Raw genomic sequence first — 26,520 nt, 5'->3', positions numbered from 1 at the left:
ATACCCGCTTGCGCGGGTATCGAATGGTCGAACCCGGCTAACTCTAGAACTCGTTCCAGCCGTCTCCCTCATCGGCACCCGCACCGGCCATGGCGCGGCTCGGCGCAGCCCGTGACGCAGCCTTGTCACCGCCGAAGCCCTGCACAGGCCGCAAGCGCGGAGCCGGGGTTTTTGGGCCGGCCGTCGGGCGCTTGCCTGAGGCAGGCGCGGCTGCCGCTTCGCTGCCAATGCGGAACTGCGCGACCAGCCCGCTCAATGTCTCGGCCTCCTTCGCCAGGCTGTGGCTGGCGGCGGTTGCCTGCTCCACCATCGCCGCATTCTGCTGCGTCACCTGATCCATCTGGTTCATCGCGGTATTGACCTCAGCGAGGCCCGTTGCCTGTTCCTGGGCTGAGGCCGCGATATCGCCGATCAGCGCATTGAGCTGGCCAACTTGCTCTACAATGCGGTCCAGCGCACGGCCGGTCTCACCCACCAGACGCACGCCGCTTTCCACCTCCCGGCCGGAGGTGGAGATCAGCGCCTTGATCTCCTTGGCCGCATCGGCCGAGCGCTGGGCGAGCGCACGCACTTCGGTCGCGACCACCGCAAAGCCACGCCCGGCTTCCCCCGCGCGGGCGGCTTCCACCCCGGCGTTGAGTGCGAGCAGATTGGTCTGGAAGGCGATTTCGTCGATCACGCCGATAATATTGCCGATCTGCTTGGAGGAGTTCTCGATGCCATTCATCGCCGTCACAGTTTCCCGCACCACCCGGCCCGAAGTCTCCGCGTCATCCTTGGCGGTCGAGACGGTATTGCGCGCGGCATTGGCATTCTCGGCCGTCTTGCGCACGGTCGCGGTAATCTCATCCAGGGCAGCGGCGGTCTCTTCCAGGCTGGCGGCCTGCTGCTCCGTGCGGCGTGACAGGTCATCGGAGGCCTGGCTTATCTCGCCGGCACCGGACCTGACGCCCTGTGTATTGGTGGAGATGGAGGACATGGTCTCCTGCAGCTTGTCCATCGCCCCGTTAAAATCATGCCGCAGCTTTTCGTATTCGGTGGCGAAAGCCTGATTGAGGCGGAAGATGAGGTCGCCGGCGGAGAGCTTTTCCAGTCCGATGGCAAGCGATTCGACCACCTGGCTGGTCTGCTGCGCAGCCTGCGTCTTCAAAGCCTCCTGATGCTGGCGCTGCTCTTCGGCATGGGCGCGCTGCTCGGCGGTCTCAGCCTCCAGCCGGACCTTTTCCAGCGCATTCTGCTTGAACACCTCAACCGCATTGGCCATCTGGCCAATTTCGTCCTTGCGGCCCACGCCCGGGATAGCGACCTGGTTATCGCCACCCGCCAGACGCAGCATGGTCTCGCTCAGGCGCGACGCGGGGCGAGCGATGGACCGGTTGGCAAAAATGCCAAAGCCGATCGAGGCCAACACGGCCAGGAAACTGCCGATGAGCATGACCCAGCGGGTCGTATCTTCGGCAGCGACTTTGCGGGCGGCGCGCACGTCAAGCAATGACCCCTCCGCCTGACGGAACTCGCTCAGAACGCCGCGCAGACCATCCATCGCTTTCTTGCCGGCGCCGCTGGCTTCGATCGATCGCGCCTCCGGCACCGTCGCCATACTGTCCATGAGACTGATTTCGCGCTCGGCGATATTGGTCCGCCAGTCATCGGCAAAAGTGCGGATCTTATCCAGCCGTTGCTGCTGCGCGGGATTGTCTGCCGTCAAATGCCGCAGCTGCGTGTAGGAATCCTCAAAAGCGGCCTTGCCCTTGTTATAGGGGTCGAGGAAGGCGGGATTATTGCCGATCAGATAGCCGCGCACCCCCGTCTCCTGGTTGACCATGGATTCCAGCATTTGGTCGGCCTGGAGCAGAACTTTGTAGGTGTGGTCGTTCCATTGATCGGCCTGAACCAGCGATCCAAGATTGCGCAGAACGAGAACGGTCAGGGCAATGACCAGAATGCTGATGACAGCAAAGCTGAGCGAGATTTTCTGAGTGATCTTCATGTCTTTGCCAGATGTGAGGAGCGGTGCAGCACGGGTGTTGGATTGCGGTGTCGGCGGCAGAAGCGGCAGGGTCGTGCCGGGCCGGCGTTGACGGTCCGCATCCGAGCAGTCGGACACACCTAACATTCAAATCGTAAGATTCTTCTGAGAGAACCTTAAGAAAACCTGGATTGGCCTCTTTCCGTTCGCGGCGCGGTCAGGTCCAGCTTGGATGATGGCCTTCGGCGCCGAGCGGCCCGGCGGGCCGGTCCCAGCGCATCGCCGTACCATCGATGGCCAGCGGCGGCAGCAGGCGCCGTGCCGGACCCCAGACCGTCGTCTCGACCTCCGGCGCCAGATCGGCCTCCGTCTCCGCGGCGAGGGCGTCGCCTTCCAGGTCAGCCGGATGGCTGAGCAGCAGATGCGCAGTGCGGGCGAGGGAGGCGCGCGCGGTGCTGCCGCGGCCCGTCAGGCGCCGTTCGGTCAGGCCGCGGAGGACGGCGGCGGCCATCAGATAGCCGGTCGCGTGGTCCAGCGCCTGCACCGGCAGCGGCGTCGGCTGTGCCCGCCCCAGGCGCCGCATGCCGGCATCCGCGATGCCGCTGCTCATCTGCACCAGGCTGTCGAAGCCCCGCCGTTCCTTCCAGGGACCCGTCCAGCCGTATGCGCTGAGACAGACATCGACGAGGCTGAGATTGAGGCCGCGCCGCCCGGCGGAATCCAGTCCCTTCGCCGGCAAGGCATTGGGGCGATAGCCGTGCACGAGTACATCCGCTCCGGCGATGAGTTTTTTGAGCCGGTCGAATTCGGACGGCTTGTGGAAATCGAGAAGGGCGCAGCGCTTGCCGAGCGTCATCTCGGGCGCCAGCGCCGCTTCGTCCCAGTTGGGCGGATCGACCCGCAAAACCTCGGCGCCGAAGCCGGCCAGGAAGCGCGTCGCCGTGGGGCCCGCCAGCACGCGGGTGAGGTCCAGCACGCGGATGCCGGCCAGCGGCCGCTCCGCCGTGCCAGCCCAGGCCGGGCGTGGCGCGTCCCCCAGGCGGGCGCGATGCAGCAGCGGTTCGATCGCGACGGCGCGGCCTTGCGGGTGCGTCGCCCAATCCTCGGCCGACCGCATGCGCGCCGCACAGCCGCCCGAGGCCATGATGGCGGCTTCCAGCCCGTCGGCCGACCAGCGCGTGACGGCGGCCGCCACGCCCGCGCGGTCTGCCGCACGGCCCAGCACATTCAGCGCCGCCGCACGGTGATGCGGCGCATTGGTATGCAGCCTTATCCAGCCGTCGGCGGTCGGATAATCGCCCGCAAACGGGTCCCAGGGGGCGGGTAAGTCCCAGCCCGTGGGGCGCAGCGAGGTGCCGAACCAGAAGGAGGCGAGGCGGCGATCCACGGTCACGGAGGGCGGTGCCGCGCTGGAGCCGGCCGCGCGAAATTCTGCGAGCGCCAATCCGGCGATGCCGATGCTCGCCGCAGCCAGATCCGAGACCGCGAAGACTGACGGCAGGTCGCCGGTGCCGACGAAAGTCAGGGCGGCCAGCGCATCCCGGTTGCCGCCCAGGACGGACCAGAAGTCTGCGGCAAGGCGCGGGGCCAGGGAGGCGTCGGTCATAAACGGTGCTCGCGCTGAGGTCGGCGGACTGTCGGCGAAGGGCGGGCGATGGTCACTCTGCCTGGGACCGACCGCCTTGCCGCCCATGCGGCGTCGGGCCAGAACGGAGCGAGGCACGGTAAGTAGATCCTAAGACACTATCCTTCAGGGCATCTAAAGGCGGCATGATTAGGTTTTTGCGAAGATTGGCGGTGGCGCTTGCAGTGCTGCTGCTCCTGGCAAGCGGCGCCATCGCGCTGGTCGGCCCGGCGCGCGTCCCGGGGCTGATGGCCCTGCTGCGCCAGGGCGCGGGCGCGGGTCTCGGGGTCGGCGGGTCTTTTCGGCTCATCGATGCCGCTACCGGCCGGCCCTTCACGCAGGACGACCTCCGCGGCCACTGGAGCCTGCTTTATTTCGGCTACACCTTTTGTCCCGATATCTGCCCGACCGATCTCGCAAAAGCGGTCCAGGCCCTGGCGGCGCTCGGCCCCACAGGGGCTGGGATTATGCCGGTTTTCATCACCGTCGACCCCGCCCGCGACACGCCGGATATCATGGCCCGCTATGTCGCGCTCTTCAGCCCGCGCCTGCGCGGTCTGACGGGCAGTGAAGCAGCGATCGACACGGCCGAGCGCGTCTTCCGGGTCTTTGCCGAAAAGCAGGCGGCACCGGGCGGCGGCGCCGGCGCCTATCTCATGAACCATTCCGCGTTTTTCTATCTGATGAACCCGGCGGGGGCGGCGGCCGCCATTCTGCCGCCGGACCTGGACACCGCTGCCATGGCGGACGCCATCCGCCGCGCCATGGCGGCGGCCTCCGCCGGCTGACCCTCAGCCGCGGCCGAGGTCGAGTGGCGCCGCATCGCGCAGGATCGCATGGGCGGCAAAGCTATAGGCCGGGCCGTCATGAAGGATGACGCCGGACAGCATGCGGCACTCCGCGCGGCCGCCCTTGATCGCCTGGATGAGGATGATCTTGGCCTCCCGGCCCGGGCGCGGCCACAGCGGCAGGATCACCGGGGCGCCGCAGCCGCCCGCCGCCAGGCCGGCCAGGGCGTCCGGTATGGCGCGGGCGGGCAGGATCAGCGTGAAGGTGCCACGGGGTTTCAGCCGCGGGGCCAGCCGCGCGATCCAGCGGCCGAGCATGCCGTCATCCGCCATCTTCGCGCGCTCGCGCAGCCCGTCCGCGGGATGGGTGCCGGCAGCGGCATGCCAGGGCGGATTGCTGAAAATATGGTCGAAGGGTGCGGCCCCCAGTAGGCGGGGCAGCGGAGTGTCCAGCACATCCGCGCAGACCGCGCTGAGATTGTCGTGGCCGTTGGCCGCAAAATTTGCCGCCGCGATCTCCGCCATGTGGGGCTCGATCTCAAGGCCGATGCCGTGAATGCCGCCGATCCGCCGCTCCAGGCATAACAGCCCCGCGCCGGCGCCGGTTCCGGCCTCCAGCACGCGCTCGCCGGTTCGGGCGGGCACGCTGGCCGCCAGAAAGACGGGTTCGATCCCGGTGCGGTAGCCCTCTTTTGGCTGGCTGTAGCGCACCCTGCCGCCCAGCAGAAACCCGTCCGTCATGCCGGCGGCCGCCGTCTCAACCAGCATGGCCGATCTCCGCCGCGCGGGCGCCTGCCACCCCGTCACGGCGCAGGGTGGTAGCGACATCGGCCGATTTGTGCGATGGCGAACGCGGTCGGCTGTAGGCTGACGGTCGGAGCCGCGCTATCCGGGGCTCATATCGACCACCGTAAGGAAGGGCTTGAGTTTGGGCATGACTGCCGGCGTCACATCTCCCAGCCAGGAAATTGCGGCCGAAACCCAGCCGCCCGATGCGCTGACCAGGCTGACGCGCCTGCTGCAGGCGGATATGGAGGCGTGCAGCCAGGCCATCGTGAAGCGGATGGACAGTCCGGTCGATCTCATCGGTCAGGTGACCGCCCATATCGTCGCCGCCGGCGGCAAGCGCCTGCGCCCGCTGCTGACGCTGGCAGCCGCCCGCATGTGCGGCTACCGGGGCGGACAACGGCATGTGCATCTCGCTGCCTGTGTCGAATTCATCCATACGGCGACCCTGTTGCATGATGACGTCGTGGATGAAAGCAGGTTGCGCCGCGGCCTCGACTCCGCCAATGCGATTTTCGACAACAAGACGCCGGTGCTCGTGGGTGACTTCATGTTCGCCCGCGCCTTTCAGCTGATGGTGGAAGACGGATCGCTGCATGTGCTGCGCATTCTGTGCTCGGCCTCCGCCACCATCGCCGAGGGCGAGGTGCTGCAGCTCGTCACCCAGCATGACCTGACCACCACCGAGGAACGCTATCTGGACGTGGTCCGCGGCAAGACCGCCGCACTGTTCTCGGCCGCCGCCCAGGTCGGCGCCGTCGTCGCGGGACGACCGCTGGCGGAGGAAGACGCCCTGGCCCATTACGGCCAGGATCTCGGTATCGCCTTCCAGCTGGTTGATGACGCGCTTGATTACGCGGCCGATCAGGCGGTGCTCGGCAAGACCGTCGGCGACGATTTCCGCGAGGGCAAGGTGACGCTGCCGGTGCTGATCGCCTATGCCCAGGGATCGGAGCCGGAACGGGCCTTCTGGCGTCGCACGCTGGAGGAGGGGCAGCAGACGGACGCGGATCTGGCCCATGCGATGCAGCTGCTCGACAATCACAAAGCGATCGCCACCACTCTCGCACGGGCTGAAAGCTTCGTGCGCAGCGCGCAGGCGGCGCTGGCGATTTTCCCGCCCTCCGAGCTTCGCGATGCCTTGATGGATGTCGCAACCTACACGGTGATCAGGGTCCATTGACGCGGGCTGGGGCGGTCCCACCTGTGGTTCAGCTTCGTTGACCGATTTTGAAAGGGCGACACCCCATGGCGACTGCACCCAAGACCATCCACAATCACAAGACCCGTAACGACCTCGAGAGCAATGCCAAGACCGTGGCCATCGAGATACTGAATGCCCGTCTGGCCGATATGATCGATCTCGCTCTGATCACCAAGCAGGCGCATTGGAACCTCAAGGGTCCGCGTTTCATTATGATCCATGAGATGCTGGACGGTTTCCGCGACCAGATCGACGAGCATGTCGATACCGTGGCCGAACGCGTCGCCCAGCTCGGCGGCACGGCGCTCGGCACGACGCAGGTGGTCGCCGACAAGTCGACCGTTCCGGCCTACCCCACCAATATCTACAAGATCGAGGATCATCTGGCGGCGCTGATCGAGCGCTACAGCGCAGTCGCCAATGCAACCCGCAAGGCCATCGATGACACCGATGAAGCCGGCGATGCTGATACCGCGGATATCTTTACGGCGGCGTCGCGCGATCTCGACAAGGCGCTGTGGTTCCTGGAAGCCCATACGCAGGAACCCGCCTGACCCTGGCGGCAAGTGTCCGCACTTGCCTCAGACTGAGGTCAAAACAGGCCGGAGAGTTATCTCCGGCCTGTTTTGTTTCGGCCAAAGCCTGATGTCCTGCGCGGAACGCCGTCACGTGTCATCACGGCGCCCCGCACGCTAACCATATTGTCGCAAATTCCCTGTCGTGCGGCGCTGGGCAGGCCCGGCACTTCGCGCTATGCGGGGAACATGGATGCAAAGAAGAAAGCTGCGACCGCCTGGCTGCGCCAACAGAGTGCGCAGGGCCGCAAGGCGGCGTCCAGCGCGATCGTCTTCGGCCTTCTTGGCACGCTGTTCGGCGTCATCCAGGCCGCCGCCGCCGCTGACCTGCTCCGCGCCCTCATCGTGCGCGACGATCAGCCGGTTGTGCTCGCTTCCATCATCTTCGCCATCGCCGCGGTGTTGCGCGGCCTGATGGGTCTGGGCGCTGACGCGGCCGGCTCGGCGGCCGGCGCGGCAAGCCGGCGCCGTCTGCGCAGCGAGACGCTCAGCCGCCTGCTGTCGATCGGACCCAGCCTGCTGCGCCATGGCCATAGCGCGCATCTGGCGGGGATTGTCGTCGATCGCATCGAAGCGCTGGACGGTTTCTTCGCGCGCTGGATTCCGGCCGCCCTGATGGCCGTGCTGGCGCCGCTGCTGATCGTCATCGCCGCCGCCATCGCAGACCCTGTCTCGGCCCTCATCCTGGCGGCTTGCGGCATCTGTGTGCCCTTTGCCCAGGCGATTGCCGGAATCGGTGCGGCGCTTGCCGCGCGCTCGCAGCTCGCCGCCATGATGCGCCTCGAATCGCGCTTTCTGGACCGTATTCGGGGCATCGGCACCATCGTCCTGGCCGGACGGGCGGAGGATGAGGCAGTCGCCCTGCGCGGCGCCGCCGACGAGCTGCGCCGGCGCACCATGCGCGTGCTGCGGGCGGCCTTTCTCTCGTCCACGGCACTCGACCTCGCGGCGGCGGTCGCCCTGATCGGGATTGCCGTGCAGCAGGGCCATCTCATCCTGGCTGCGCCGAAAGGGGCCGAGATGGCGGCCCAGGCCGGTCGGGCCTTGTTTCTGCTGCTGCTGGTGCCTGAGATGTTCGCGCCCTTGCGTGCCTTCGCGCTCGCCTATCAGGATCGCGGCGCCGGCATTGCCGCGGCGGAAGCGCTGATCGCGCTGCCCGACGCCGATGCACGCCTGATGGCGGAGCCTCCGGCGGCCGCTCCGGTGACCGTCGCGGCGCATGGCATCAGCGTCGCGTTCGAGGATGTGCATCTGACCTGGGACAAGGCCCGTGGTCCGGCGCTGGACGGAGTCAGCTTTCGCTTGCCGGCGGGTGGTGCCGTTATCCTGGCGGGACCGTCCGGCGCCGGCAAATCCACGGTCATCGAAATCCTGCTCGGCTTCGTGCGCCCCGATACTGGCCGTGTGCTGCTGAACGGCATGGATATGGGCAGCATCGTGCCCCAGGCGCTGGCGCGGCTCACCGCCTGGATCGGCCAGAAGCCGGTCATCTTTGCGGCGACCATTCGCGATAATGTCCGCTTTGCCAAGCCTGAAGCGAGCGCGGGCGAACTGTCCGAGGCCGTTCGCCTCGCCAGCATGGATGGTTTTCTCGCGGACCTGCCGGACGGGCTCGACACTATGGTGGGCGAAGGCGGCTATGGGCTGTCGGGCGGTCAGGTGCAGCGCATCGCCATTGCCCGTGCCTTCCTCAAGAACGCGCCGCTGCTGCTGCTGGATGAGCCCACGGCGCATCTGGACCCGGCGACCGAGGCTGAAGTCCTGGAAAGCCTGAAGCGGCTGGCGGTCGGCCGCACTGTGATCATGGCAAGCCATTCGACCCAGGCGCACATGCTGACCGGCCGCCGCCTCAATATGGCATCGGGTCGGCTTGTGGCGGGCGACGCGCAGAAAGGGGTCGCCTGATGCAGGATATTCTCGTCATCTTCCGCCTCTGGCGGAACCGCGCCGGCTGGATGGTGGCTGGCATCATCCTCTCGCTTCTCGCACTCCTCGCCGGGCTGATGATGATGGCGCTGGCCGGACGCCTGACGGCAGCCGCCGTGGTGGCGGCCGTGATCGTCACCCCGGTCCTGCTGCGGGTGGCGGGCGTTGCGCGCGTCATCCTCCGCTATGCCGAGCGTGTCGTGACGCATGAGGCGACCTTCCGGGCGCTCGCCGATCTCCGCGTGTGGTTCTTCGCCGGCATCGCCCAGCGGCTGGCCGGCGGACTTGGTCTGGCACGCAGTGGTGATGTGCTGAACCGCGCCGTCAGCGACGTGGAATCGCTCGATGGGCTTTATTCGCGCATTCTGGTGCCGCTCGCGGGCGCGGTTGTCGTGCTGCCGATACTGGTCGTCGTGCTGGCGCTGCACAGCGGCATTCTGTCGCTGCTCGTAGGCATTCTCTTCGCGCTCTCCGCCTTCCTGCTGCCGGTGCTCGCCGCCCGCGGCACCGCAAGCGCCGGGGCGCGCCTGGCGGGCAATCTGTCGGCGCTACGCGTCACCGTGCTCGACGCGATCACGGGTCTGCGCGAGGTCCGCGTGTTCGGGGCCGAGGGACGCATGCTCGCCGCCGTGCAGGCGCGGGAGGCCAATCTGCTGGCCGCCCAGCGAGACGTCGCCAAATATGCGCGGCTGGCGCAGCTCGCATCCTTCCTCTGCGCCCAGGCGGCGATTCTGGCTGTCTTGGTCGGGCTCGGCGCGCCGGCGCCGGCCGCGGTGGCGGCTGCCTTTCTGACGATCGCGGCTTTTGAGGCGATCGGCGGTCTGCCCCGCGCCGGGGCGCTGGCGGGCTATGCCATGGCGGGCGCCCGGCGTGTGCGCCTGGCCGCGTCCGCACCCTTGATCTCGCCCGATCCGCTGGCGCCGCGGCCTTTGCCGACAGATTCCACGCTGCGCTTTGAAGGCGTGCGCTTCCGCTGGCAGGCGGAGCGCAGCCCGGTGCTCGACGGGCTGACGATGGAAATCCCGAACGGCTCGCGTGTCGCCATCCTGGGCCCCTCGGGCTCAGGCAAATCGACGCTGGCGCAGCTGGCGCTGCGCCTGGCGGTGCCGGAGGAGGGCCGTATTCTGCTCGGCGGCGTTGATATCGCTGACCTCAAGGCCGCCGACCTGAGGTCGCGCATCGCGCTGCTGTCTCAGGCCACGCATCTCTTCGACGATACCATCCGGGCCAATCTCCTGCTCGCCCGGCCCGACGCCGACGAGCGCGCGCTCTGGGCGGCGCTGGATGCGGCCCAGATCGGCGACACGGTGCGCGCCCTGCCGGAGAAGCTCGATACCTGGGTGGGTGAGGGCGGCTTTCGCTTTTCCGGTGGCCAGGGGCGGCGCCTGGCGCTGGCCCGCGTGCTGCTGTCACCCGCTCTGGTCGTCATACTGGACGAGCCCTGTGCCGGCCTCGATATCGAGACCGAACAGGCCTTCCTGGCGACGCTGAACGATCTGGGCCGCGGCCGCACCTTCGTTCTGATCGCGCACCGGCTTCTGGGCGTGGAGAGGCTGGACCGGATCTGGCGCATTTCAGGCCATCATGCCGTGGCGGCGACTGCCTGACGGGTCAATGCACCCGTGTAGTTCGTTCAAACCGCACGGTTTTTACGCGCAGCTCCCTTGACGGACGCCGCGCGGTCAGGCCCCATCAGGCCAACCTAGTGTGGAGCCGAATTCATGCGCCGTAGAGCAGCCCTTCTTGCCTTGTCACTGATCGGCCTCAGCGGCTGCTCCAGCACATCCCAACTCCTGTCGCGGCAATATCATTCGGCTGAGCCGAAATTCATTGTCTTCTACAGTGCCTGGTCCTCGACACTCGACGGTCAGGGCCTGGCCGTGGTGTCGCAGGCAGCGCAGGCGGCGTTGAAAGACCCTGGATCGACCGTCCAGGTGGTGGGCTTCGCCAGCACGATTGGCACGGACGCCGCCAACCAGACGTTGTCTGAGCAGCGGGCGAGCAATGTCATGAACCAGATCATCGCCGATGGCGTGCCGTCCAACCGCGTCACCAGCATGGCGCGCGGCGCGACCAGCTATCAGCTTAGCCCGATCGAGGCCCGCCGGGTCGAAATCGACATCATCCACGCGGGTTTCTAAGAAACTTTTCCACACTTGTGTTGCGCGAGCCTCATTGCAGGCTTGCGCCCGGCACCCAGAAAACGGCATGAAGGCAATAGGATAGCGGGTCTTCCTGGAGTGCTGCTTCATGTCTTTTGCGGTCTCGATCAAGCGGCGGGTGCGGGCAGGGATTCCGCCTGTCATCTTCCTGTCGCTCGCCGCCTATTTCGCCTGGAATGCGACGCGCGGCGATCGCGGTCTGGTCGCCCAGCAGCAGGATCGTCTGGATCTGCAGGCGGCCGAAGTCCAGCTCGCCCATGCGAATGAAGACGTTGCCCAATGGCAGAACCGCATCCAGGGGATCGGCGGCCGCACGCTCGATCTGGACGCGCTGGATGGCCAGGCGCGCAGCATGCTCAATCTGGTCGATCCCGGTGACACGGTGGTGATGATGGGCAATGGCACGCCGGCGACGGGCCTGCCGGCGCCTGACCCCGGCTCCGTCATCGCGCCGGCGCCGCTGCCGGCCACGACGGCGGGCCAGTAAGCGCGGCCTTCGTCAACGAGACAATAAAAAGGGGCCACATGGCCCCTTTTTTTGTCCGATAAACCCATCCCGGCCGCGCGGCCGGGATGGTCGATGGGAGGGCTGATCAGCCCTCCATGTCTTCCGCGATGAGGCGGAGCGTCTCAGGCGACTTGCCCTTCAGGATCGCGAACCAGATGAAGCCGATCACCATATAGGCGATGAAGATCGGCGGCAGCCAGTTGTAGGGCGCGGTCGGGTAGGGCGCGACGCTGCCGTAGATGACGAAGGCCATCAGGGCCGCGCCGACGACGCCGTAGAGCAGGTGCTGCGCCTGCAGCTTGCCGGCCCGGTAGAGATCGACCGGAGCGGTCACGCAGACGCCGAGATAGACGACGACGAAGCCATAGGTCGCGATGGTGCCGGTCAGACCGAACCCATTCAGGAAGCCTTCCGGCAGCAGGGCCAGGGTCAGGACCAGCACGATGACGGCGGAGGCGAGCACGGCGATATGCGGCGTCTTATGGGTGCCGTGGACCAGGCCCATGGAGCGGTGCAGGAACTGGTAGCGGCCCATGGAGTAAAGCATGCGCGAGCTGGCATTGATGCAGGCCAGGGCGCAGGCAAAGCCCGAGATCATGGCGGCAAAGTAGACGACGGCGGCGGCCCAGGGCAGGCCGGCCTTGTTGGTCATATCGGCGAAGGGGGACGAGCTGTTGCCGATGGCGCCCGCATTGTCATCCATGCCCATGACCATGCAATAGGACAGGATGCAGAAGAAGGCTCCGGCCACGGCAGCGCTGCCGATGATGGCGATCGGCACGTTGCGCTGGGGGTTGGACGATTCTTTGGCCAGGGTCGCTGCACTTTCAAAGCCCACGAAGCTGAAGACCGCGAAGGTCAGCGCTGACATCACGCCACCGAACTTGAGCTTGCTCACGTCCAGCTGCGTGGAGTCGACAACTGTGCCGTGCTTGGCGACGACGACGGCGGTGATGATGATGATGATGCCGATCGACAGCGTCTCCATGATCAGGCCGATCCGCGACGACACCTGAATGTCGCGATAGGCGGCATAGGTGACGAGCGCCAGGAAGGCGACCGTAAAGAGCACGAGCACGGGGAAGGACAGGCTCGCATGGAAAACGGACAGGAAGTTCGACAGAAAGATCGGAAAGCCGAAGACGACGGCGACCGCTGTGGTCAGATAGGCCAGGATCATCGCCCAGCCGGCGAGCGCGCCCGTCATCGGGCCGAAATTACGGCCGATATAGACGAAGTAGGACCCGGCCTCGGGATGACGCTTGGCAAGAGACGCGATGCAGGCACCCACAAACACAAGGCCGATCGTCGCAATCAGATAGGACAGCCAGGAGCCGACGCCGGCGAGGCCGGCAACGACGGTGATATTCAGGGCGGGCGTCAGCGTGGGCGCGATATTGGCGATAGATTGCCCGATCGTTTCGAGCAGGCTCAATGCGCCATGCTTCAACTGCGCCTTCGCCGGAACGCCTGTCAGGTCGGTCGCGACCACCATTATGCAGATCTCCTCAGTAAAAATTTCGTGAAATCGTGGGCGAGTATTCGTGGCATATCACTGATATGGCAAGGCTTGTTTCGTCATATGACCGACAAAAATCGTGTCGCCAGCGCAAACGGCGACCGAACCGTCATGCGCAGCAGCCTGCATCAGCGGCCTTGCTTTCCGTATTGACCGTTTCCGCCAGATTGATTGCAGGATTACCATTGAAAAAGCCGGTCGGCATCAGCGTGAATCCGGTGGAGATGCAGGGCTGAACAGGGAAGTCTTCAACACGCACGGCATGATGCAGCCCAAAGACATGCCACAGCACGACGCTTTCATTCTCGATCGGGCGGTCCTGCGCGACATAGTCGGCAATGCCGCCGCGCCCATCGGAATGGTTCATGAACTCGCCCGCGGGATAGCGTTCCTCCGCGTCATAGGCGGATACCCAAAGATGGTTTTCGACAAAGTTGGAACGCGTGCCCGAGGGGCCGCCCGGCACCAGGAAGGAGGTCACGGTATTGGTCGGCATCAGCTTGTAGGCGGTAGGCTGCCCGATGGCATTGCTGACATTGGGATTGGTCACCTTCCAGTAGCGCTGGCTGGCCGGATTGGCGCGGCGGCTTCCTTCCAATTCGGTGCGGAAGGCGGTCTGAGTCTCAAAGAACGCGTTGCCATAAGGATTGTTCTCGACCGCCTCCGCCTGCGTATTGCATTCGACGACCGTGTTGCGCTCACCGTCCACGGCCATGTCGAGGCGCGCGCAGAAAATATGCTGGTGGATCTGCCCCGCGACACCGGGTGAGACTTCGGTCTCGTATTTGCTGGGCTTGCCCGGTTCGATGCCGACGGTGTTGATGATGCCCGTCGCCTTCATCTCGAATTCGATTTCACCGGCCTGGTCGAAATACCAGTATTGGGCATATTCGTAATTGCCCACGGTGCAGATGACCGAGACGACAAGCTTGCGGCCGCGGCGCACCTGCGTCCGCTCGGTGCGGAAATCCCAGTGCTTCCACAGGATGCCGTTATCCTCTTCATGAATGCAGATCGCCTTTTCGATCGTGAAGATATCGCCGGTCATCGTATTCAGATGCGCGTCGAGATACTGGATCACGCCCAGGCAGTCGCAGCCGAGCTTGAGGGAGTTGGCGAGCTTGCCGAGACCGTATTCGCCGATGTCGAAAACATTCTTGCGGAAATGCCCGCGATCGGGCGACCCGTAAGGCACCACCATCTCGACCAGCGACGCGCGGTTGATGAGCGGCCGTCCGTCGAACCGGATGTCATGCAATGTCAGCCCTTCACGGGCATTGAAACCGATGGACAGCGACCAGCGGTCCCAGGTCAGATGATGGCCGTCGAGCGTGAAGTTGACGCCCTCGGGTTGGACGATATGCAGCGGCTTCAGCGGCGGCTGCGTGTCGGTCACAAACTGGCTGTCGTAATTGACTTCCGTCATCGGGATCGGCGGGCCGGGCCGGTCGTCCACGCGCAAAACCTCGCCGGTCTTGACGTCAACGACCGCGTTCAGCCCTTCGATCGGATGGGCGTAAAAGGCCTCGTCCTGATACAGGCGCAGCCACGCGAAGGTGTGGCAGAGCAGCCGTCCGTCTTCCTCGGCATAGCCGAAATTGCCGGCCGACCAGGGATCGACGCAGACCTTCTCCATCTCGGTCACGCCGCGGCGGGCGCAGGCCGCAATGAAGCGCGGATCGGCCTTCACCCAGCCTTCAACCTGCATGAATTGTTCGAGCTGGATCATCGGCCGGGCGGTGGGCGCATGCTCACGGGTCAGAATCCGCCCTTCGTCGAGCGACAGCGTCAGCTTCCACACGCCGGGCTGATCGTTATGAAAGACGTTCGCCCGGGCGCGCCGGTGCAAGGGCGCGCCGCTGGCGTCCGAGGGCTGGCCGCTGACCACAGCGCTTTTGGGCGGGTCCATGGCCTCGATCGTCTCGAACAGCACGGCCTCGCCGAAGTCGGGGTCCGCCTTGATGATCGTGACGACCGCGCGGATCTCGGTGGGGCTCAATGGCGCCAGCAGCAAGCGGTGCCTGAGCGGCGCCGCCCGGGCGGCGGAGAGACTGGCGGTAGACGCGATGTCATCCAAAGACCGATCTCCTCATGCTCATGGCCATGCGCCCGGAGGGACTCTGTGCATCCCTGGCAATTTTCTAAGCAAATCTCGTGCCAGAGCGGTGCTCCTCCCGGCCTCTGGAGGCTGCCGGCTGATGCAGTCCACCCCTGTTAAGGCCAGAACTCATGCCCATATCGTGGCTCATGGGGACTGAGGAGGATTGCGCCATGACAACCAAGTCCGACCACCGTCGCGATCATGTGTCGCCGAAGACAGTGAAATCCGGTGCCGAGCCCGAGGCAGAGTCGGTTGACGGCTCTCCCGACAACCGCCCGAGCCCGACCGCTCCAATGCCGCATGTGAGTGCGGAGGATGAGCCCAAGGGTCAGCCGACGAGTGACCGTTTTCACTCTGAGCAAGCGCACCGCACCGGCAAGGCCAAGCACTGATCCCTGCCTAGTCGCGCGGCGGTGCTGCTCGCCTAGGAAGCTGAAACTGCATGGGCGACGGGACGGGGATGACGTGGCAGTATGGTTCCATGAGCGCGACCATAGTGGCCATGTCAGAGAGTCCGGCCCTTCAGCCCGTCTTGTTGATCCGGGAGGCGGGTCATCTGCTGGCGATTCTGCAACGCGATGTGGCGGAAATCCTGCCCTTGCCGCGTTTGAGCCCGGTGCCCGGCGCCCCGCCCATTCTCCTCGGCTGCTTTTCGCTCGGTCAGACCGCTGTCTTCGTGCTGCCGCTGAATAGCCTGCTTGGCCTGTCGGGTCCGGCGGAGGGCACGGCGCTCTACCATCATCTCTTGCTGCTGCAGGCCCGCGACGGCGGGCCGCGCCTGGCGTTGCGCGTCGATCGGGTCACGGAACTGGTTCAGGCCGAACCGAGCGGGCTGACGGGGCGCGACAGTTTCAACGGCTGTGTCCAGGGCGAGATCCGCCATGGTGAGGGCGCGGTCCCTCTGCTCTCTGTCCCGGATCTGCTCACGACCTATGAACGCGAACGGCTTGTTGCCTTTACGGCGCTCGAAAGCACACGCGCCGCGCTGTTCCGGCCGGTGGAGCCCGGCTGATGCTGGCGCCCAAGGCGCTGCCGAAGAGTGACATTGGCTTTCTGGAGCTGAAACAGGCGATTATCGCCCGCACCGGCCACCACTATTATAGCGACAAGGATTATCTTCTGCGGGATCGCGTGGACCGCAGGCTGCGGGCCACCGGCTCGCGCACGATCGCAGACTATCTCGTGTTGCTCCGCCACTCTGGCGAAGGTGCGACGGAATGGCAGGAGCTGGAGGCCGAAATCACCATCGGCGAGACCTTCTTCTTCCGGCACAAGGAGCAGTTCGCCGCCCTCCGGGACGTTATTTTTCCCGATATCATTCGCCGGAACACGCAGCGCCGCGCCTTGCGCGTCTGGAGTGCGGGCTGCGCCGTGGGCGCCGAGCCTTATTCCATCGCCATCCTGCTGGAACGGCTCCTGGGTGCCGCGCTGCGCGACTGGACGATCGAGATTGTCGGCAGCGACATCAGCCGTCGTGCGCTTGATCAGGCACGGACGGGCGTTTTCAGTGATTGGGCACTCCGCGGCATGCCGGGCGCCGAAAGGGCGCGGGATTTTACCGCCATGCCCGATGGGCGCCATTGGCGGATTGCAGACCGCCATCGTCTGCGGCTGCACTTCGTGCAGCACAATCTGCTCAGCCTGCCGCCCGCCGGGGGCAGCCCGGACTGGGCTCAGTTCGACCTCATCCTATGTCGCAACGTGCTGATCTATTTCAGCCCGGCACAGATCGCGCCGACACTGGCGGCGCTCGCAGCCTGCCTGTCCCCCACTGGCTGGCTGATGGTCGGCCATTCTGACGCCATCGCGGCCTTGCCGCGCGATCTGAGTATCGTCGAACTCGACGGCACCATGGCCTTCCGCCAGCCCGATTCGGAGATCTTGAGCGCTGCGGCCCGGCCTCCGCGCTTGTCCGCATTGATTGAGCCGGTCGCGATACCGGTCGAACGGCCGCCACCCCCACCACAGATCGGCAGCCGCCATCAGGAAGCACCGGCCCCCGCGCCGCTGCCGCCGGCGCAGGCATCTGTCGTTCCCACGCAGGCAGGGCGCAGGAACGCGCCGCCGCTCGCCGTCATCCGGGCCCTGGCCGATGCGGGACGCCTGGATGAGGCCGCGGATGCCTGCCGGCTGGCGATCGAGGCCGATCCGCTGGACGCCCGGCTGCATTTTTATGATGGCGTGATCGCCCAGGCCGGTGGCCTTCGCGCCGAAGCCGCGGCCGCACTGCGCCGTGCCGTCTATCTTGCCGGGGACATGGTCATGGCCCATTACCATCTCGGCCTGCTGCTCCTGGATGGTCCCATGCCTGAGGCCGGCCGCCGCAGCATGGCGCAGGTCATGCGGCTCTGCGCCACGCTGCCGGAGGATGCGGTCCTGCCGGAGAGCGACGGATTGACGCCGCCTGAACTCGCCGAACGGGTGCGGCTGCGCCTGCGGGTGAAGCGCGGCTAGGATGGGCAGGGGAGGCAGGCTGTGAATCGTCAGGCGGAAAGAGCGGCCGCGATCCTTGATCGCCGCACCCGCGCGCTGGCCGAGCGGCAGGTCCGGGCAGAGGCCACCGCGGCGGCTGTCCGTCGCGCGCTGGTGGTCGCGGCCGTGGGGCAAAGCCTGCTCGGGATCGATATCGCGGACATCGCCGCCGTCATTCCTTTCGAGGGCTGCGCCGCCATGCCCATGCGCGATCCCGCCGTGCTCGGTGTCATCGGCCGCGCCGGGCGCTTTTACAGCGTCGTCGGCCTGCGCCGGCTGCTGTCCGTGGCCGTGAGCGACGATGATGGGTCGGATGGGTCCTCGGCCCATCTTCTGCTCCTGCGGGGTGGCGCGCCGCATCTGGCGCTGGCCGTGGACCGCGTGATCGGCCGTTTCGATCTGGCCGGCAGCGGTCCCAGTTTTGACCTCGACGGGCGGCTGGTTGCGCTTTTTGATCCTGAGACGCTGCGCCGCCGCTTTGGCCCCGCAACACCCGATGCCTTATCCTGAAGCGCGTGCCTGATACGAAATCCTCAGGTGGCGCGCATTCTGCAGCGCGCCACTGCCCCAGACGAGTGGAGTGACTGCCGTGACCATCGCCGCCCGGCTCTTCCTTGGCTTCCTGATCAGCATCCTGCTGCTGATCGGTGTCGGCGTCTTCGCGCTCAACCGGATCGGTACCGTCAAGGATACGACGGTCGCGGTCATCGATCACGATATCTGGGCCTACCGGGCCTTTCAGAACATCCTGCAGGGGCAAATCACGCTTCTGGATGCGCGGCGCGCCATCATCGTCGATTTCATGCTGCCAAAACAGGACGCTGTTGCCGCGAATGCGGATATTTCTGCCCCCACTGTTTCGGCGGCCATTGATCGCTGGCGGTCGCTGGCTGCGGGCCTCAGCAACCAGATGAGCCAGACGGTCTCAATCACGCAGGGGTATGAACAGCAGGCGGCCTCGGTCAATAGCGACGTCCGCGCTGAGAGCTGGCGGGGTATCACCACCGTCCTGCAGCAGGCCCAGCTCCAGTTTATCGCCCTGCAGGCGGATTCGCTGGCCCAATTCGATGCTGTCAACCGCGGCAATATGCCCGTCGTGATGGCGGCAGAGCCGAAGCTGGTGCAGGACAATGCCGTCTTCGGCAAGACGCTGTCCCAGGCGGTCGATGCGCTTGCCAGCGGCAGCAATGCCGGCATCACGCGCATTGGCGAGCTGTACGCCAATGCGCGCTACCTGTTGCTATGGACCATGGCCATTGCCGTCGTCCTGCTGATCCTCATCGCCTGGGCCATATTGCGATCCATCATCCGTCCGCTTGATGCATTCATCGACTTCGCTGAGCGCGTCGGCCGCGGCGATCTCACCGGAGAGCCGCTGCGCACGGGCCGCGATGAACTCGGCCGGCTGGGGGCCACGCTGAACGACATGGCCGAGAGCCTGCGGCAGGTCAGCCGGCAAAGCCGGGAACTTACCAGCACGCTCAACGCCTCCGCCGCGCAGATCCGCGCCTCGACCCAGGAACAGGCGGCGAGTGTCGAGCAGCAATTGGCGGCCTTGCAGGAGACGGCCGCGACTGCGGATGAAATTACCCATTCCGGCGCCCGCATTTCCGCCCGCGCGCAGGAGGTCATCCAGGTCGCGCAGCAGGCGGTGCAGACGAGCGCGAATGGCCTCAGCGCGGTGTCTGACGCGGTTCGCGCGATGGACGCGATCCGCGAGCAGGGCGAGGTGGTGGCCACCAATATCGTCGCACTCAGCGAGAAGACCCAGGCCATCGGCGAGATCATCTCGACCGTCAACGACGTCTCCGAGCGCGCCCATCTGCTGGCGCTGAATGCCGCCATCGAGGCGGCGGCCGCCGGAGAGAACGGGCGCAGTTTCGCCGTCGTCGCCTCCGAACTGAAGGTGCTGGCCGATCAGGCCAAGGAAGCGACCGTGCAAGTCCGCTCGCTGCTGGGAGAGATCCAGCGCGGCATCAATGCCTCGGTGATGATGACGGAAGAGTCGGTCAAGCGCGTCGCCGTGGGCCGCGAGCGTTCGGATGTGACGGAACGCACCATCGAGGCGATCACGGCAAGCGTGCAGGAAAGCGTCCAGACCTTCCAGCAGATCGTAGCTTCCACCAACCAGCAGCAGATCGGCATCGAGCAGGTCATGGGGGCGTTGCAGAACATCCGCCAGGCAAGCCAGCAGACGGCGGCCGGCACGCGGGAACTGGATGTGGCGGCCAGCAGTCTGGCCGAACTCGCGGGCGCATTGATGACGCTGGGCGATCGCTACAAAATCTGAACCACGGCAGATCGCCATGCCCCCCGTTATTCCCGCTGATCTGCGCCAGGAACTGCTGGCGGCGTTCGAGATCGAATATCGTGATCACCTGTCCGTGGTCCGCCGCGGGCTTGATGCGGCCAGGCGGGGGGAACGCGCCGATCTGAAGGATATCTTCCGCCGGCTCCATTCGCTCAAGGGTGCGGCGCGGGCTGTCGACCTGCCCGAGGTCGAGACCCTTGCGCATGAGCTGGAAGCGCAGATGGCGAGCGTGATCGAAAGCGGGCGCGGTCTCGCGCGCGACCGCATCACGGTGATTGAAGCCGGGCTCGACCGGATCGAAGCGGTGATCGAGCGGACCTCCGCTGGCGCCACGCCTGAGCCCGAGGGCGCAGTCAGCCGGGACGAACCGGCGCAGGGTTATTTGCGCGTCGAAGCGAGCCAGGTGACGGATCTGATTGTCGCGGCAACCCAGCTCGCCCAGGCCGTGGATCGGCAGGACGGGTTGCAGGAGCGCCTGGCCAGTCTCGAAGCCGTGGTGCGGCGTGCCCGTCGCGCGATCGAACCCCTGCTGGGCCAGCGTCAGGCAGGGCCGCAGCTGGAGCAGGTCGCGGCTGACCTGAGCCAGGCCCTGCGGCAATCCTCCCTCATGCGGCATGACCTGCGCGGCTCCTCCTGGGCGCTGGATGAGGCGCTGCGCAGAGTCCGCCAGGATGTCGACCGCATGAGCCTGGTGCCCGCCGAAACCATCTTCGGTCCCATGGCGCGCATGGTACGCGATATCGCGCGTGACGAAGGGGTAGAGGCGGAACTGGAGTTTCTGGGTCTTGGCCTGCAGGCTGACCGGCGGGTGCTGCAGGCGCTGAAGGACCCGGTGCTGCAATTGCTGCGCAATGCCGTCAGCCACGGCACCGAAGCCGCGTCGCTTCGGCGTGCCCGTGGCCTGCCGGGGGCGACGCGCATCATGCTGTCGCTTCATAGCGGCGGCGGTGTTCTGACGGTGCGGGTCACGGATGACGGGCCGGGGCCCGATCTGGCCGCCATCCGCGCACGCGCGATCGAGCGCGGCCTGCTGACCGACGCGGTAGCGCGCCGCGCGCCGCCCGAGCAGCTTTTGGCGCTGGTTTTCGAGCCGGGCTTCTCCACCCGCGCCGATGTCGGGCAGCTGTCTGGCCGCGGCATGGGTCTTTCCATCGTAACCGAAGCCGCCCGCAGCCTGGGCGGCTCGGCGCGCATGATCGCGGCGGGGCGGAACGCGCCCGAGCCTGGCGGGCAGGGCCGTGGCGCGACCGTCGAAGTCAGCGTGCCGCTTCTGGTCGCGCGCCAATACGCGGTGCTGCTCGACTTCGGAACGGTGACCGTCGCCATCCCCGCGGCGGGGCTCATCCGTCTGCTGCGGATACCGGTGGGACAGATCGAACCGGTGGCCGGCCAGATGTGTGTGCGGATCGACGGGCCGGGGTCGCACCGCCTGGCACCCGTGGCCGTGTTGGGCGATCTGCTCGGCATGGGCACGGCCGGTCTGCCGGTCCATGACGGTCATGTGAAGCTCGCCGTCATCCAAAGCCCGATCATGAACCAGCGTCTGGCTCTGGCGGTCGATCACTTTCAGGATGCGCGCCGGTTTCTCTCGCATAATGCCGATCTCGTTGGGCTTGATACGGAACTCGTCGCCGGGCTTGTCATGATCACGAGCGGCCTGCCGGCGGCCCTGCTCTCACCCGACGGGCTGATCGCGCGCTGGAGCCGGCGCGGCGGCTGGTCCGGGGATGCCGGGACGGCGGAGACCGTCTCCGACGCGCAGGGGGGCGTCGTGCAGACCATTCTGGTCGTGGATGATTCCATCACCAGCCGGACCTTGGAGAAATCCATTCTGGAAGCACATGGGTATCAGGTGCTGGTGGCGGTCGATGGATTGGAGGCGCTTGCTATTCTACGGCGCTATGGCGGCAGGCGCGGCGATCACGAAGAGGCGTCCGGCGGGGGCATTGACTTGGTCCTGGCTGACGTCGAAATGCCGCGGATGGATGGATTTACACTCTTGCGGACGATGAAGAACGATACGGTCCTCAAAGACATTCCGGTTGTTATCATGACCTCCCGCAGTAACGCCGATGATATCAGGCGTGGGCTGGATCTGGGGGCGAGCGCCTATATCGCGAAGCAGAACTTCGACCAGCATAGTCTGCTGGGCACGATCGGGCAGTTTTTGTGACGGCGTACGCCTCACGCGTTCACGGACGCCCGGTGCGGGTGATGGTCGTGGAGGACAGCCTCGTCATTCAGGGGCTGCTGCGCATGATCATCGAAGCCGATCCGAGGCTAGAAGTCTGCGCGGTCTGCCCCTCGGGTGAGGCCGCCATCGCGGCGCTGTCTGACGTCGATCCCGACGTCATTTCCATGGATATCCGCCTGCCGGGCATGGACGGGCTGGAAGCAACGCGCATTATTATGTCGCGCTCGCCCAAGCCGATCGTCGTCATCGCCGATGCGGTCGAGGATGCGTCCTTGCGCATCTCCATGAACGCGCTCCGCTCGGGCGCGCTTTCGGTGGTGGAAAAGCCTGCCGGTTTCGGTCATGCGCATCATGCCGAGATCGCGGACACCATCTGCACCCAGCTTTATATCATGAGCCAGGTGCCGGTCATCCGGCAGCGGCCGCCGCGGCCTCGCGCGGCCCTGCCGGGGCCTGTTTTTGGCGCGGCGCGGGGGCGGCCGGGTAGCACGCCGTCGATCGCGGCGATCGTGGCATCCACGGGCGGCCCTGCCGCCATCGCCCGCGTGCTGGGCGCGCTGCCCGCCGATCTGCCTATTCCCATTCTCGTCGTCCAGCATATGGGGGCTGCCTTCATGCCGGGCTTCGCCGCCTGGCTGGACGGCATCGTGCCGATGCGGGTCGGGATTGCGGTCGCGGGTGAAACCCCGATGCCGGGCCGTGTCTATATCGCGCCCGGCGACCAGCATCTGACGCTGGCGCCCGACGGCACGCTGCGCCTGGGGCGCGAGCCTCCGGTCAACAGCCAGCGTCCCTCCGGCACGGTTTTGTTCCAGTCGCTGGCCCAGCTCTGCGGCCCGCGCGGGCTGGGCGTGCTGCTGACCGGCATGGGCGAGGACGGGGCCGAGGGCCTGCTCGCCATGCGCCGCAGCGGCGCCCTGACCCTGACCGAGGACGATACAACAGCGGTCGTCTATGGCATGCCGCAGGCGGCGGTGAAGCTCGGGGCCTCCTTGCTCTCTCTGCCCCTCGACAGCATCGCCGATACGCTGCGCCGCGCCGTGCTGGACCCCCCGTCATGGTAAATACGATCGTGCAGGAGCGGAGCCACAACCTTCTGGTTGTGGAGGATTCCGAAACCCAGGCCATCATGATCCGCCGGATGCTGGAATCCCACGGGTTTCAGGTCGAGCGCGCGGCGACCGCGGAAGCCGCGCTCGATCATCTCAATGCCAAGCTGCCCGATCTCGTCATCGCCGATTTTCATCTTCCCGGCATGTCCGGCGGTGAATTGTCGCGCCAGCTCCGCCTGAACAGCCGCACGCGCTCCATACCCCTGCTGATGCTGACGGAAGCGGCCGAAGTGGAAACGGAGCGCGAGGGGCTGGAAAGCGGCGCCGATGCCTATATTTCCAAAGCTGCCGATCCTGACTTCATCATCCTGCGCATCCGCGCCCTGCTGCGCCAGCGGCCGGCGCCGGTGGAGGAGGCAGGCGATGACATGCCGCATTTCCGGCGCCTCCGCTTTCTGGTGCTGGATGATGATGCGGCAGGGCTGGAGGAGCATCGCGCCACGCTGCTGCGCGAGGGCTATCTGGTCGAGGCGGCCTCCGGCGTCGCGGATGCGCTGGTCGCGCTCGACAATCCCGAGCGGCCGATCGATTGTGTGTTGATTGGTCTTCCTGCGCGCGATTTCGACAGTGTGGAGGCGTGCCGCGCGCTGAATGCCTTGCGGACGGAAGAGCGCGCCCAGCAGGGCGATCGCAGCACGGCGCCGTTTCTGCTGATCGGCATTGAGCGCGACGGTGCCGTCTCGAAAGAAAAGCTCTCCGGCGCCTTCGATGCGGGTCTCGACGAATTCATCCCGACCCTGAACGATCACGGTCTCCTGCGGGTGCGGCTGCGTGCCATCGTCCGACGCAAGATGATGCAGGACGAGATGGCGCAGGCCGACGCCGACCGGCGGGAGCGCGCGATCACGGTCGAACGCGCCCGCATGACGGAAGCGCTGACCCAGGCCAATGCAGAGCTTGGGGCGGCGAATGACAAGCTCATCGAGACCCAGGCGAAGCTCGTTCAGGCCGCCAAGATGGCGTCGCTCGGCGAGCTTGTCGCGGGCATCGCGCATGAGATCAACAATCCGCTCGCCTTCATCCTGGCGCATCAGGCAACGGTGCAGCGGGTTCTGGACCAGATCGGCGCCGATGATGTCACGACCGACAAGGCCCGCGGCTATATCGCCAAGGCCCAGGACCGCGCGACGGCGATGGGCGCTGGGCTGAAGCGTATCCGTGATCTGGTGCTCAACCTGCGCCAGTTCTCCCGCCTGGACGAGGGCGGCTTTCAGCTCGTCGATATTTTCGAGGCGATCGACACGGTGCTGACGCTGCTGCGTCCCAAACTGGGTGATCGCATCAGCGTCGGCCGCCATTATAACGGGCTGCCGACACTCTGGTGTTCTCCGGCGCTGCTCAATCAGGTGGTGATGAACATCGTGAGCAACGCGGCCGACGCCATTCAGGGCACGGGTCGTATTGACATTACCGTGACCACCGAAGGAACAGATTACATCATCCTCATCGAGGATTCCGGGCCAGGCGTGCCGGATGCGGTGCAGGAACGAGTTTTTGAACCGTTTTTCACCACAAAGCCGATCGGATCAGGGACAGGGCTCGGTCTGGCTATCGCTTATTCGGTGGTGAAGGCGCATCAAGGAGCCATCACCATCGGCCGTTCGGCTGCGGGCGGCGCTTCCTTCAAGATAGCCGTGCCTCTGACGCACGAAATGGAACACCAGGCAGTCCAGGCATCTGCCATGGATCGGGAGATGTCGGCGGCGCCACTGCGCCCGCCGACCACAGGAGCATGACGGAAGGTATGAGAGGCACTATTCTCATCGTCGATGACGAGCCGGAGATTCTGACCGCGCTGCGCGACCTTCTGGAAGACGAGTTTGACGTCTGGAGCGCCGTTTCGCCGATAGCGGCGCTCGAAATCCTGTGCGATGAGCCGTCAATTTCCGTGATCGTCTCCGATCAGCGCATGCCGGAGATGACGGGCGACGTCTTCCTGTCGAAGGCGCGCGAAATTTCAGATGCGCAAACCATCCTGCTGACCGGCTACGCGGACCTCACGGCCGTCGTCAACGCCGTCAATCACGGGCGAATCTCGGCCTATATGCAGAAACCGTGGGAGCCGGCTTTGCTCCTCAGCACGATCGCCAATGCGCATGAGCAGTGCCAGCTGCGGCGCTCGCTGGCGGAGGAGCAGGCGCTGCTGCGCGGTCTCATGGATGGCAGCCAGGATGCGGTCTCCTTCAAGGATGCCGCCGGGCGTTTCGTGCGGCTCAACCAGGCCAAGGCCGCGGCACTTGGGCTGTCGCCGCAGGCCGCCCTGTACCGGCGCGAGGCGGAATTGCTCGCGGCCGATGGGGAGGGTGGCCGATTGGCGGAAGCCGAGGCCGAGGCGCTCGCGGCCGGAGAGGCGATGGAGAGGCTGGAAGAGCGCGGCGCTGGCCTCTCGCCCCGTTTACTGCAGGTGACGCGGGTGCCCATTCCAGGTGCCGACGGCAAGCCCCGCTATCTGGCCGTGCTCGAACATGATGTGACCGATCGGCGGCTGATGGAAAACCGTCTGCATCAGGCTGAGAAAATGCAGGCCCTCGGCACCATGGCGGGTGGCGTCGCGCATGATTTCAACAATCTGCTGACCGCCATTCTGGGTAGCCTGGAATTGGCACTGCGCCGCAATAATGACGACGCCCGGCTCCAGCGTCTGCTGGAAAATGCAACCCTCGCGGCCGAACGCGGCACGGCGCTGACGCAGCGGCTGCTCACCTTCAGCCGGCAGCGGGATCTGGCCTTGCGCTCGGTCGAGGCCAATCAGGTCATCGATGAGATGGAAGACCTCATCCTCCGCAGCATTGGTCCGGCCACGATCGTGGCCAAGGATCTGGCGCCGGATCTGTGGCTGGCCCATGTCGACCCCGACCAGCTGGAACTCGCCCTGCTCAATCTGTGCATCAATGCACGCGACGCCATGGAAGGCGCCGAGGGCAGCCTGACGCTCGTTACCCGCAATTTGACGCTGTCGGTTGAAGATGGCGTTGATCTGGCACCCGGCGACTACGTCTCCGTCGCGGTGCGCGATACGGGGCCCGGCATTCCGCCCGAAGTTCTGGCCCGTGTGTTCGAGCCGTTTTTCACGACCAAGCCGGTGGGCAAGGGAACGGGTCTGGGCCTCTCGATGGTCTACGGCCTGGCGCAGCAGGCCGGTGGTCTGGCCCGCGTGCATTGCCCGCAGCACGGCGGCACGGTGGTGGAGATCATCCTGCCGCGCGCGCCTGATCCAGCGCGCTGAGGCGGACGCTCCGCGCCAGCACGCGACTGAAAGAACCGGCGGC

21 protein-coding genes are annotated in these 26,520 nt (G+C 66.0%); 16 read left to right on the top strand and 5 right to left on the bottom strand.

Going from position 1 to position 26,520, the window contains the following annotated elements:
* Positions 1 to 43: 43 nt before the first annotated feature.
* Positions 44 to 1,990, bottom strand: coding sequence for a methyl-accepting chemotaxis protein (locus AC3G7M_RS15350; RefSeq protein ID WP_489213005.1), 1,947 nt, complete (start codon positions 1,988 to 1,990; stop codon positions 44 to 46).
* A gap of 196 nt (positions 1,991 to 2,186) precedes the next feature.
* Positions 2,187 to 3,575 (bottom strand): CoA transferase, encoded by a 1,389-nt coding sequence (locus tag AC3G7M_RS15345; protein WP_489213004.1) that lies wholly within the window; start codon positions 3,573 to 3,575, stop codon positions 2,187 to 2,189.
* A gap of 191 nt (positions 3,576 to 3,766) precedes the next feature.
* Here AC3G7M_RS15345 and AC3G7M_RS15340 point away from each other — a divergent pair, with 191 nt between their 5' ends.
* Positions 3,767 to 4,381 carry an SCO family protein gene (locus AC3G7M_RS15340; RefSeq protein WP_489213003.1) on the top strand — a complete coding sequence of 205 codons (615 nt, stop codon included), beginning with the start codon at positions 3,767 to 3,769 and terminating at the stop codon, positions 4,379 to 4,381.
* A gap of 3 nt (positions 4,382 to 4,384) precedes the next feature.
* Here the strand turns inward: AC3G7M_RS15340 and AC3G7M_RS15335 are convergent, their stop codons facing one another.
* Positions 4,385 to 5,149 (bottom strand): tRNA1(Val) (adenine(37)-N6)-methyltransferase, encoded by a 765-nt coding sequence (locus AC3G7M_RS15335; protein WP_489213002.1) that lies wholly within the window; start codon positions 5,147 to 5,149, stop codon positions 4,385 to 4,387.
* 166 nt (positions 5,150 to 5,315) lie between these two features.
* Between AC3G7M_RS15335 and AC3G7M_RS15330 the strand changes: the two genes are divergently transcribed.
* The 6 genes from AC3G7M_RS15330 (at position 5,316) to AC3G7M_RS15305 (ending at position 11,521) form a co-directional block, all read left to right on the top strand.
* The gene (locus AC3G7M_RS15330; protein ID WP_489213001.1) at positions 5,316 to 6,350 is read left to right on the top strand and encodes a polyprenyl synthetase family protein; all 1,035 of its coding nucleotides are present in this window, start codon (positions 5,316 to 5,318) and stop codon (positions 6,348 to 6,350) included.
* Positions 6,351 to 6,415: 65 nt separating this feature from the next.
* Positions 6,416 to 6,925: a DNA starvation/stationary phase protection protein Dps gene (gene dps, locus AC3G7M_RS15325; protein ID WP_489213000.1), complete on the top strand. Its 510-nt coding sequence runs from the start codon at positions 6,416 to 6,418 to the stop codon at positions 6,923 to 6,925.
* Between the two features lie 210 nt (positions 6,926 to 7,135).
* A complete protein-coding gene (gene cydD, locus AC3G7M_RS15320; RefSeq protein WP_489212999.1) occupies positions 7,136 to 8,851 on the top strand; it encodes a thiol reductant ABC exporter subunit CydD in 1,716 nt (571 codons plus the stop codon).
* On the top strand, positions 8,851 to 10,479 hold the full coding sequence (gene cydC / locus AC3G7M_RS15315; protein ID WP_489212998.1) for a thiol reductant ABC exporter subunit CydC: 1,629 nt from the start codon (positions 8,851 to 8,853) through the stop codon (positions 10,477 to 10,479). Before cydD ends, cydC begins: the two co-directional genes overlap by 1 nt.
* A 114-nt stretch (positions 10,480 to 10,593) precedes the next feature.
* Entirely contained in the window at positions 10,594 to 11,013 is a 420-nt protein-coding gene (locus AC3G7M_RS15310) for an OmpA family protein (protein WP_489212997.1), read from the top strand.
* Positions 11,014 to 11,122: 109 nt separating this feature from the next.
* The gene (locus AC3G7M_RS15305; protein ID WP_489212996.1) at positions 11,123 to 11,521 is read left to right on the top strand and encodes an FtsB family cell division protein; all 399 of its coding nucleotides are present in this window, start codon (positions 11,123 to 11,125) and stop codon (positions 11,519 to 11,521) included.
* 106 nt (positions 11,522 to 11,627) lie between these two features.
* Here the strand turns inward: AC3G7M_RS15305 and AC3G7M_RS15300 are convergent, their stop codons facing one another.
* Both AC3G7M_RS15300 and AC3G7M_RS15295 read right to left on the bottom strand, forming a co-directional pair.
* The gene (locus AC3G7M_RS15300) at positions 11,628 to 13,037 is read right to left on the bottom strand and encodes an APC family permease (RefSeq protein ID WP_489212995.1); all 1,410 of its coding nucleotides are present in this window, start codon (positions 13,035 to 13,037) and stop codon (positions 11,628 to 11,630) included.
* 133 nt (positions 13,038 to 13,170) lie between these two features.
* Entirely contained in the window at positions 13,171 to 15,138 is a 1,968-nt protein-coding gene (locus tag AC3G7M_RS15295; RefSeq protein WP_489212994.1) for a primary-amine oxidase, read from the bottom strand.
* Between the two features lie 194 nt (positions 15,139 to 15,332).
* Here AC3G7M_RS15295 and AC3G7M_RS15290 point away from each other — a divergent pair, with 194 nt between their 5' ends.
* The 9 genes from AC3G7M_RS15290 to AC3G7M_RS15250 all read left to right on the top strand — a co-directional run bounded on the left by AC3G7M_RS15290 (position 15,333) and on the right by AC3G7M_RS15250 (position 26,477).
* Positions 15,333 to 15,554, top strand: coding sequence for a hypothetical protein (locus AC3G7M_RS15290; RefSeq protein ID WP_489212993.1), 222 nt, complete (start codon positions 15,333 to 15,335; stop codon positions 15,552 to 15,554).
* An 89-nt stretch (positions 15,555 to 15,643) separates the two neighbouring features.
* Positions 15,644 to 16,174, top strand: coding sequence for a chemotaxis protein CheW (locus tag AC3G7M_RS15285; protein ID WP_489212992.1), 531 nt, complete (start codon positions 15,644 to 15,646; stop codon positions 16,172 to 16,174).
* Complete coding sequence (locus tag AC3G7M_RS15280; protein ID WP_489212991.1) at positions 16,174 to 17,616, top strand: CheR family methyltransferase; 1,443 nt, start codon at positions 16,174 to 16,176, stop codon at positions 17,614 to 17,616. The genes AC3G7M_RS15285 and AC3G7M_RS15280 overlap by 1 nt, the downstream gene beginning before the upstream one ends.
* 21 nt (positions 17,617 to 17,637) lie before the next feature.
* A complete protein-coding gene (locus AC3G7M_RS15275; RefSeq protein WP_489212990.1) occupies positions 17,638 to 18,144 on the top strand; it encodes a chemotaxis protein CheW in 507 nt (168 codons plus the stop codon).
* 79 nt (positions 18,145 to 18,223) lie between these two features.
* Positions 18,224 to 19,924 (top strand): methyl-accepting chemotaxis protein, encoded by a 1,701-nt coding sequence (locus tag AC3G7M_RS15270; RefSeq protein ID WP_489212989.1) that lies wholly within the window; start codon positions 18,224 to 18,226, stop codon positions 19,922 to 19,924.
* 16 nt (positions 19,925 to 19,940) lie between these two features.
* The gene (locus AC3G7M_RS15265) at positions 19,941 to 22,118 is read left to right on the top strand and encodes a hybrid sensor histidine kinase/response regulator (protein ID WP_489212988.1); all 2,178 of its coding nucleotides are present in this window, start codon (positions 19,941 to 19,943) and stop codon (positions 22,116 to 22,118) included.
* Positions 22,119 to 22,159: 41 nt separating this feature from the next.
* The gene (gene cheB / locus AC3G7M_RS15260; RefSeq protein WP_489216067.1) at positions 22,160 to 23,203 is read left to right on the top strand and encodes a chemotaxis-specific protein-glutamate methyltransferase CheB; all 1,044 of its coding nucleotides are present in this window, start codon (positions 22,160 to 22,162) and stop codon (positions 23,201 to 23,203) included.
* A complete protein-coding gene (locus AC3G7M_RS15255) occupies positions 23,197 to 24,987 on the top strand; it encodes a response regulator (protein ID WP_489212987.1) in 1,791 nt (596 codons plus the stop codon). The genes cheB and AC3G7M_RS15255 overlap by 7 nt, the downstream gene beginning before the upstream one ends.
* An 8-nt stretch (positions 24,988 to 24,995) precedes the next feature.
* Positions 24,996 to 26,477 carry an ATP-binding response regulator gene (locus tag AC3G7M_RS15250; RefSeq protein ID WP_489212986.1) on the top strand — a complete coding sequence of 494 codons (1,482 nt, stop codon included), beginning with the start codon at positions 24,996 to 24,998 and terminating at the stop codon, positions 26,475 to 26,477.
* The last annotated feature ends 43 nt before the right edge of the window (positions 26,478 to 26,520 follow it).

The sequence above is a fragment of the Acidisoma sibiricum genome, assembly GCF_057837225.1.
Note: the sequence above shows the minus strand (reverse complement) of the source record. Positions and strands in the feature narration are given on the sequence as shown.

What these genes read in the sequence shown, in the direction of transcription:
- AC3G7M_RS15350 (WP_489213005.1), bottom strand. Translation starts at nt 1,990, where the DNA reads ATGAAGATCACTCAGAAAATCTCGCTCAGCTTTGCTGTCATCAGCATT.
- AC3G7M_RS15345 (WP_489213004.1), bottom strand. Translation starts at nt 3,575, where the DNA reads ATGACCGACGCCTCCCTGGCCCCGCGCCTTGCCGCAGACTTCTGGTCC.
- AC3G7M_RS15335 (WP_489213002.1), bottom strand. Translation starts at nt 5,149, where the DNA reads ATGCTGGTTGAGACGGCGGCCGCCGGCATGACGGACGGGTTTCTGCTG.
- AC3G7M_RS15330 (WP_489213001.1), top strand. Translation starts at nt 5,316, where the DNA reads ATGACTGCCGGCGTCACATCTCCCAGCCAGGAAATTGCGGCCGAAACC.
- dps (WP_489213000.1), top strand. Translation starts at nt 6,416, where the DNA reads ATGGCGACTGCACCCAAGACCATCCACAATCACAAGACCCGTAACGAC.
- cydD (WP_489212999.1), top strand. Translation starts at nt 7,136, where the DNA reads ATGGATGCAAAGAAGAAAGCTGCGACCGCCTGGCTGCGCCAACAGAGT.
- cydC (WP_489212998.1), top strand. Translation starts at nt 8,851, where the DNA reads ATGCAGGATATTCTCGTCATCTTCCGCCTCTGGCGGAACCGCGCCGGC.
- AC3G7M_RS15310 (WP_489212997.1), top strand. Translation starts at nt 10,594, where the DNA reads ATGCGCCGTAGAGCAGCCCTTCTTGCCTTGTCACTGATCGGCCTCAGC.
- AC3G7M_RS15305 (WP_489212996.1), top strand. Translation starts at nt 11,123, where the DNA reads ATGTCTTTTGCGGTCTCGATCAAGCGGCGGGTGCGGGCAGGGATTCCG.
- AC3G7M_RS15300 (WP_489212995.1), bottom strand. Translation starts at nt 13,037, where the DNA reads ATGGTGGTCGCGACCGACCTGACAGGCGTTCCGGCGAAGGCGCAGTTG.
- AC3G7M_RS15290 (WP_489212993.1), top strand. Translation starts at nt 15,333, where the DNA reads ATGACAACCAAGTCCGACCACCGTCGCGATCATGTGTCGCCGAAGACA.
- AC3G7M_RS15285 (WP_489212992.1), top strand. Translation starts at nt 15,644, where the DNA reads ATGAGCGCGACCATAGTGGCCATGTCAGAGAGTCCGGCCCTTCAGCCC.
- AC3G7M_RS15280 (WP_489212991.1), top strand. Translation starts at nt 16,174, where the DNA reads ATGCTGGCGCCCAAGGCGCTGCCGAAGAGTGACATTGGCTTTCTGGAG.
- AC3G7M_RS15265 (WP_489212988.1), top strand. Translation starts at nt 19,941, where the DNA reads ATGCCCCCCGTTATTCCCGCTGATCTGCGCCAGGAACTGCTGGCGGCG.
- cheB (WP_489216067.1), top strand. Translation starts at nt 22,160, where the DNA reads ATGGTCGTGGAGGACAGCCTCGTCATTCAGGGGCTGCTGCGCATGATC.
- AC3G7M_RS15255 (WP_489212987.1), top strand. Translation starts at nt 23,197, where the DNA reads ATGGTAAATACGATCGTGCAGGAGCGGAGCCACAACCTTCTGGTTGTG.
- AC3G7M_RS15250 (WP_489212986.1), top strand. Translation starts at nt 24,996, where the DNA reads ATGAGAGGCACTATTCTCATCGTCGATGACGAGCCGGAGATTCTGACC.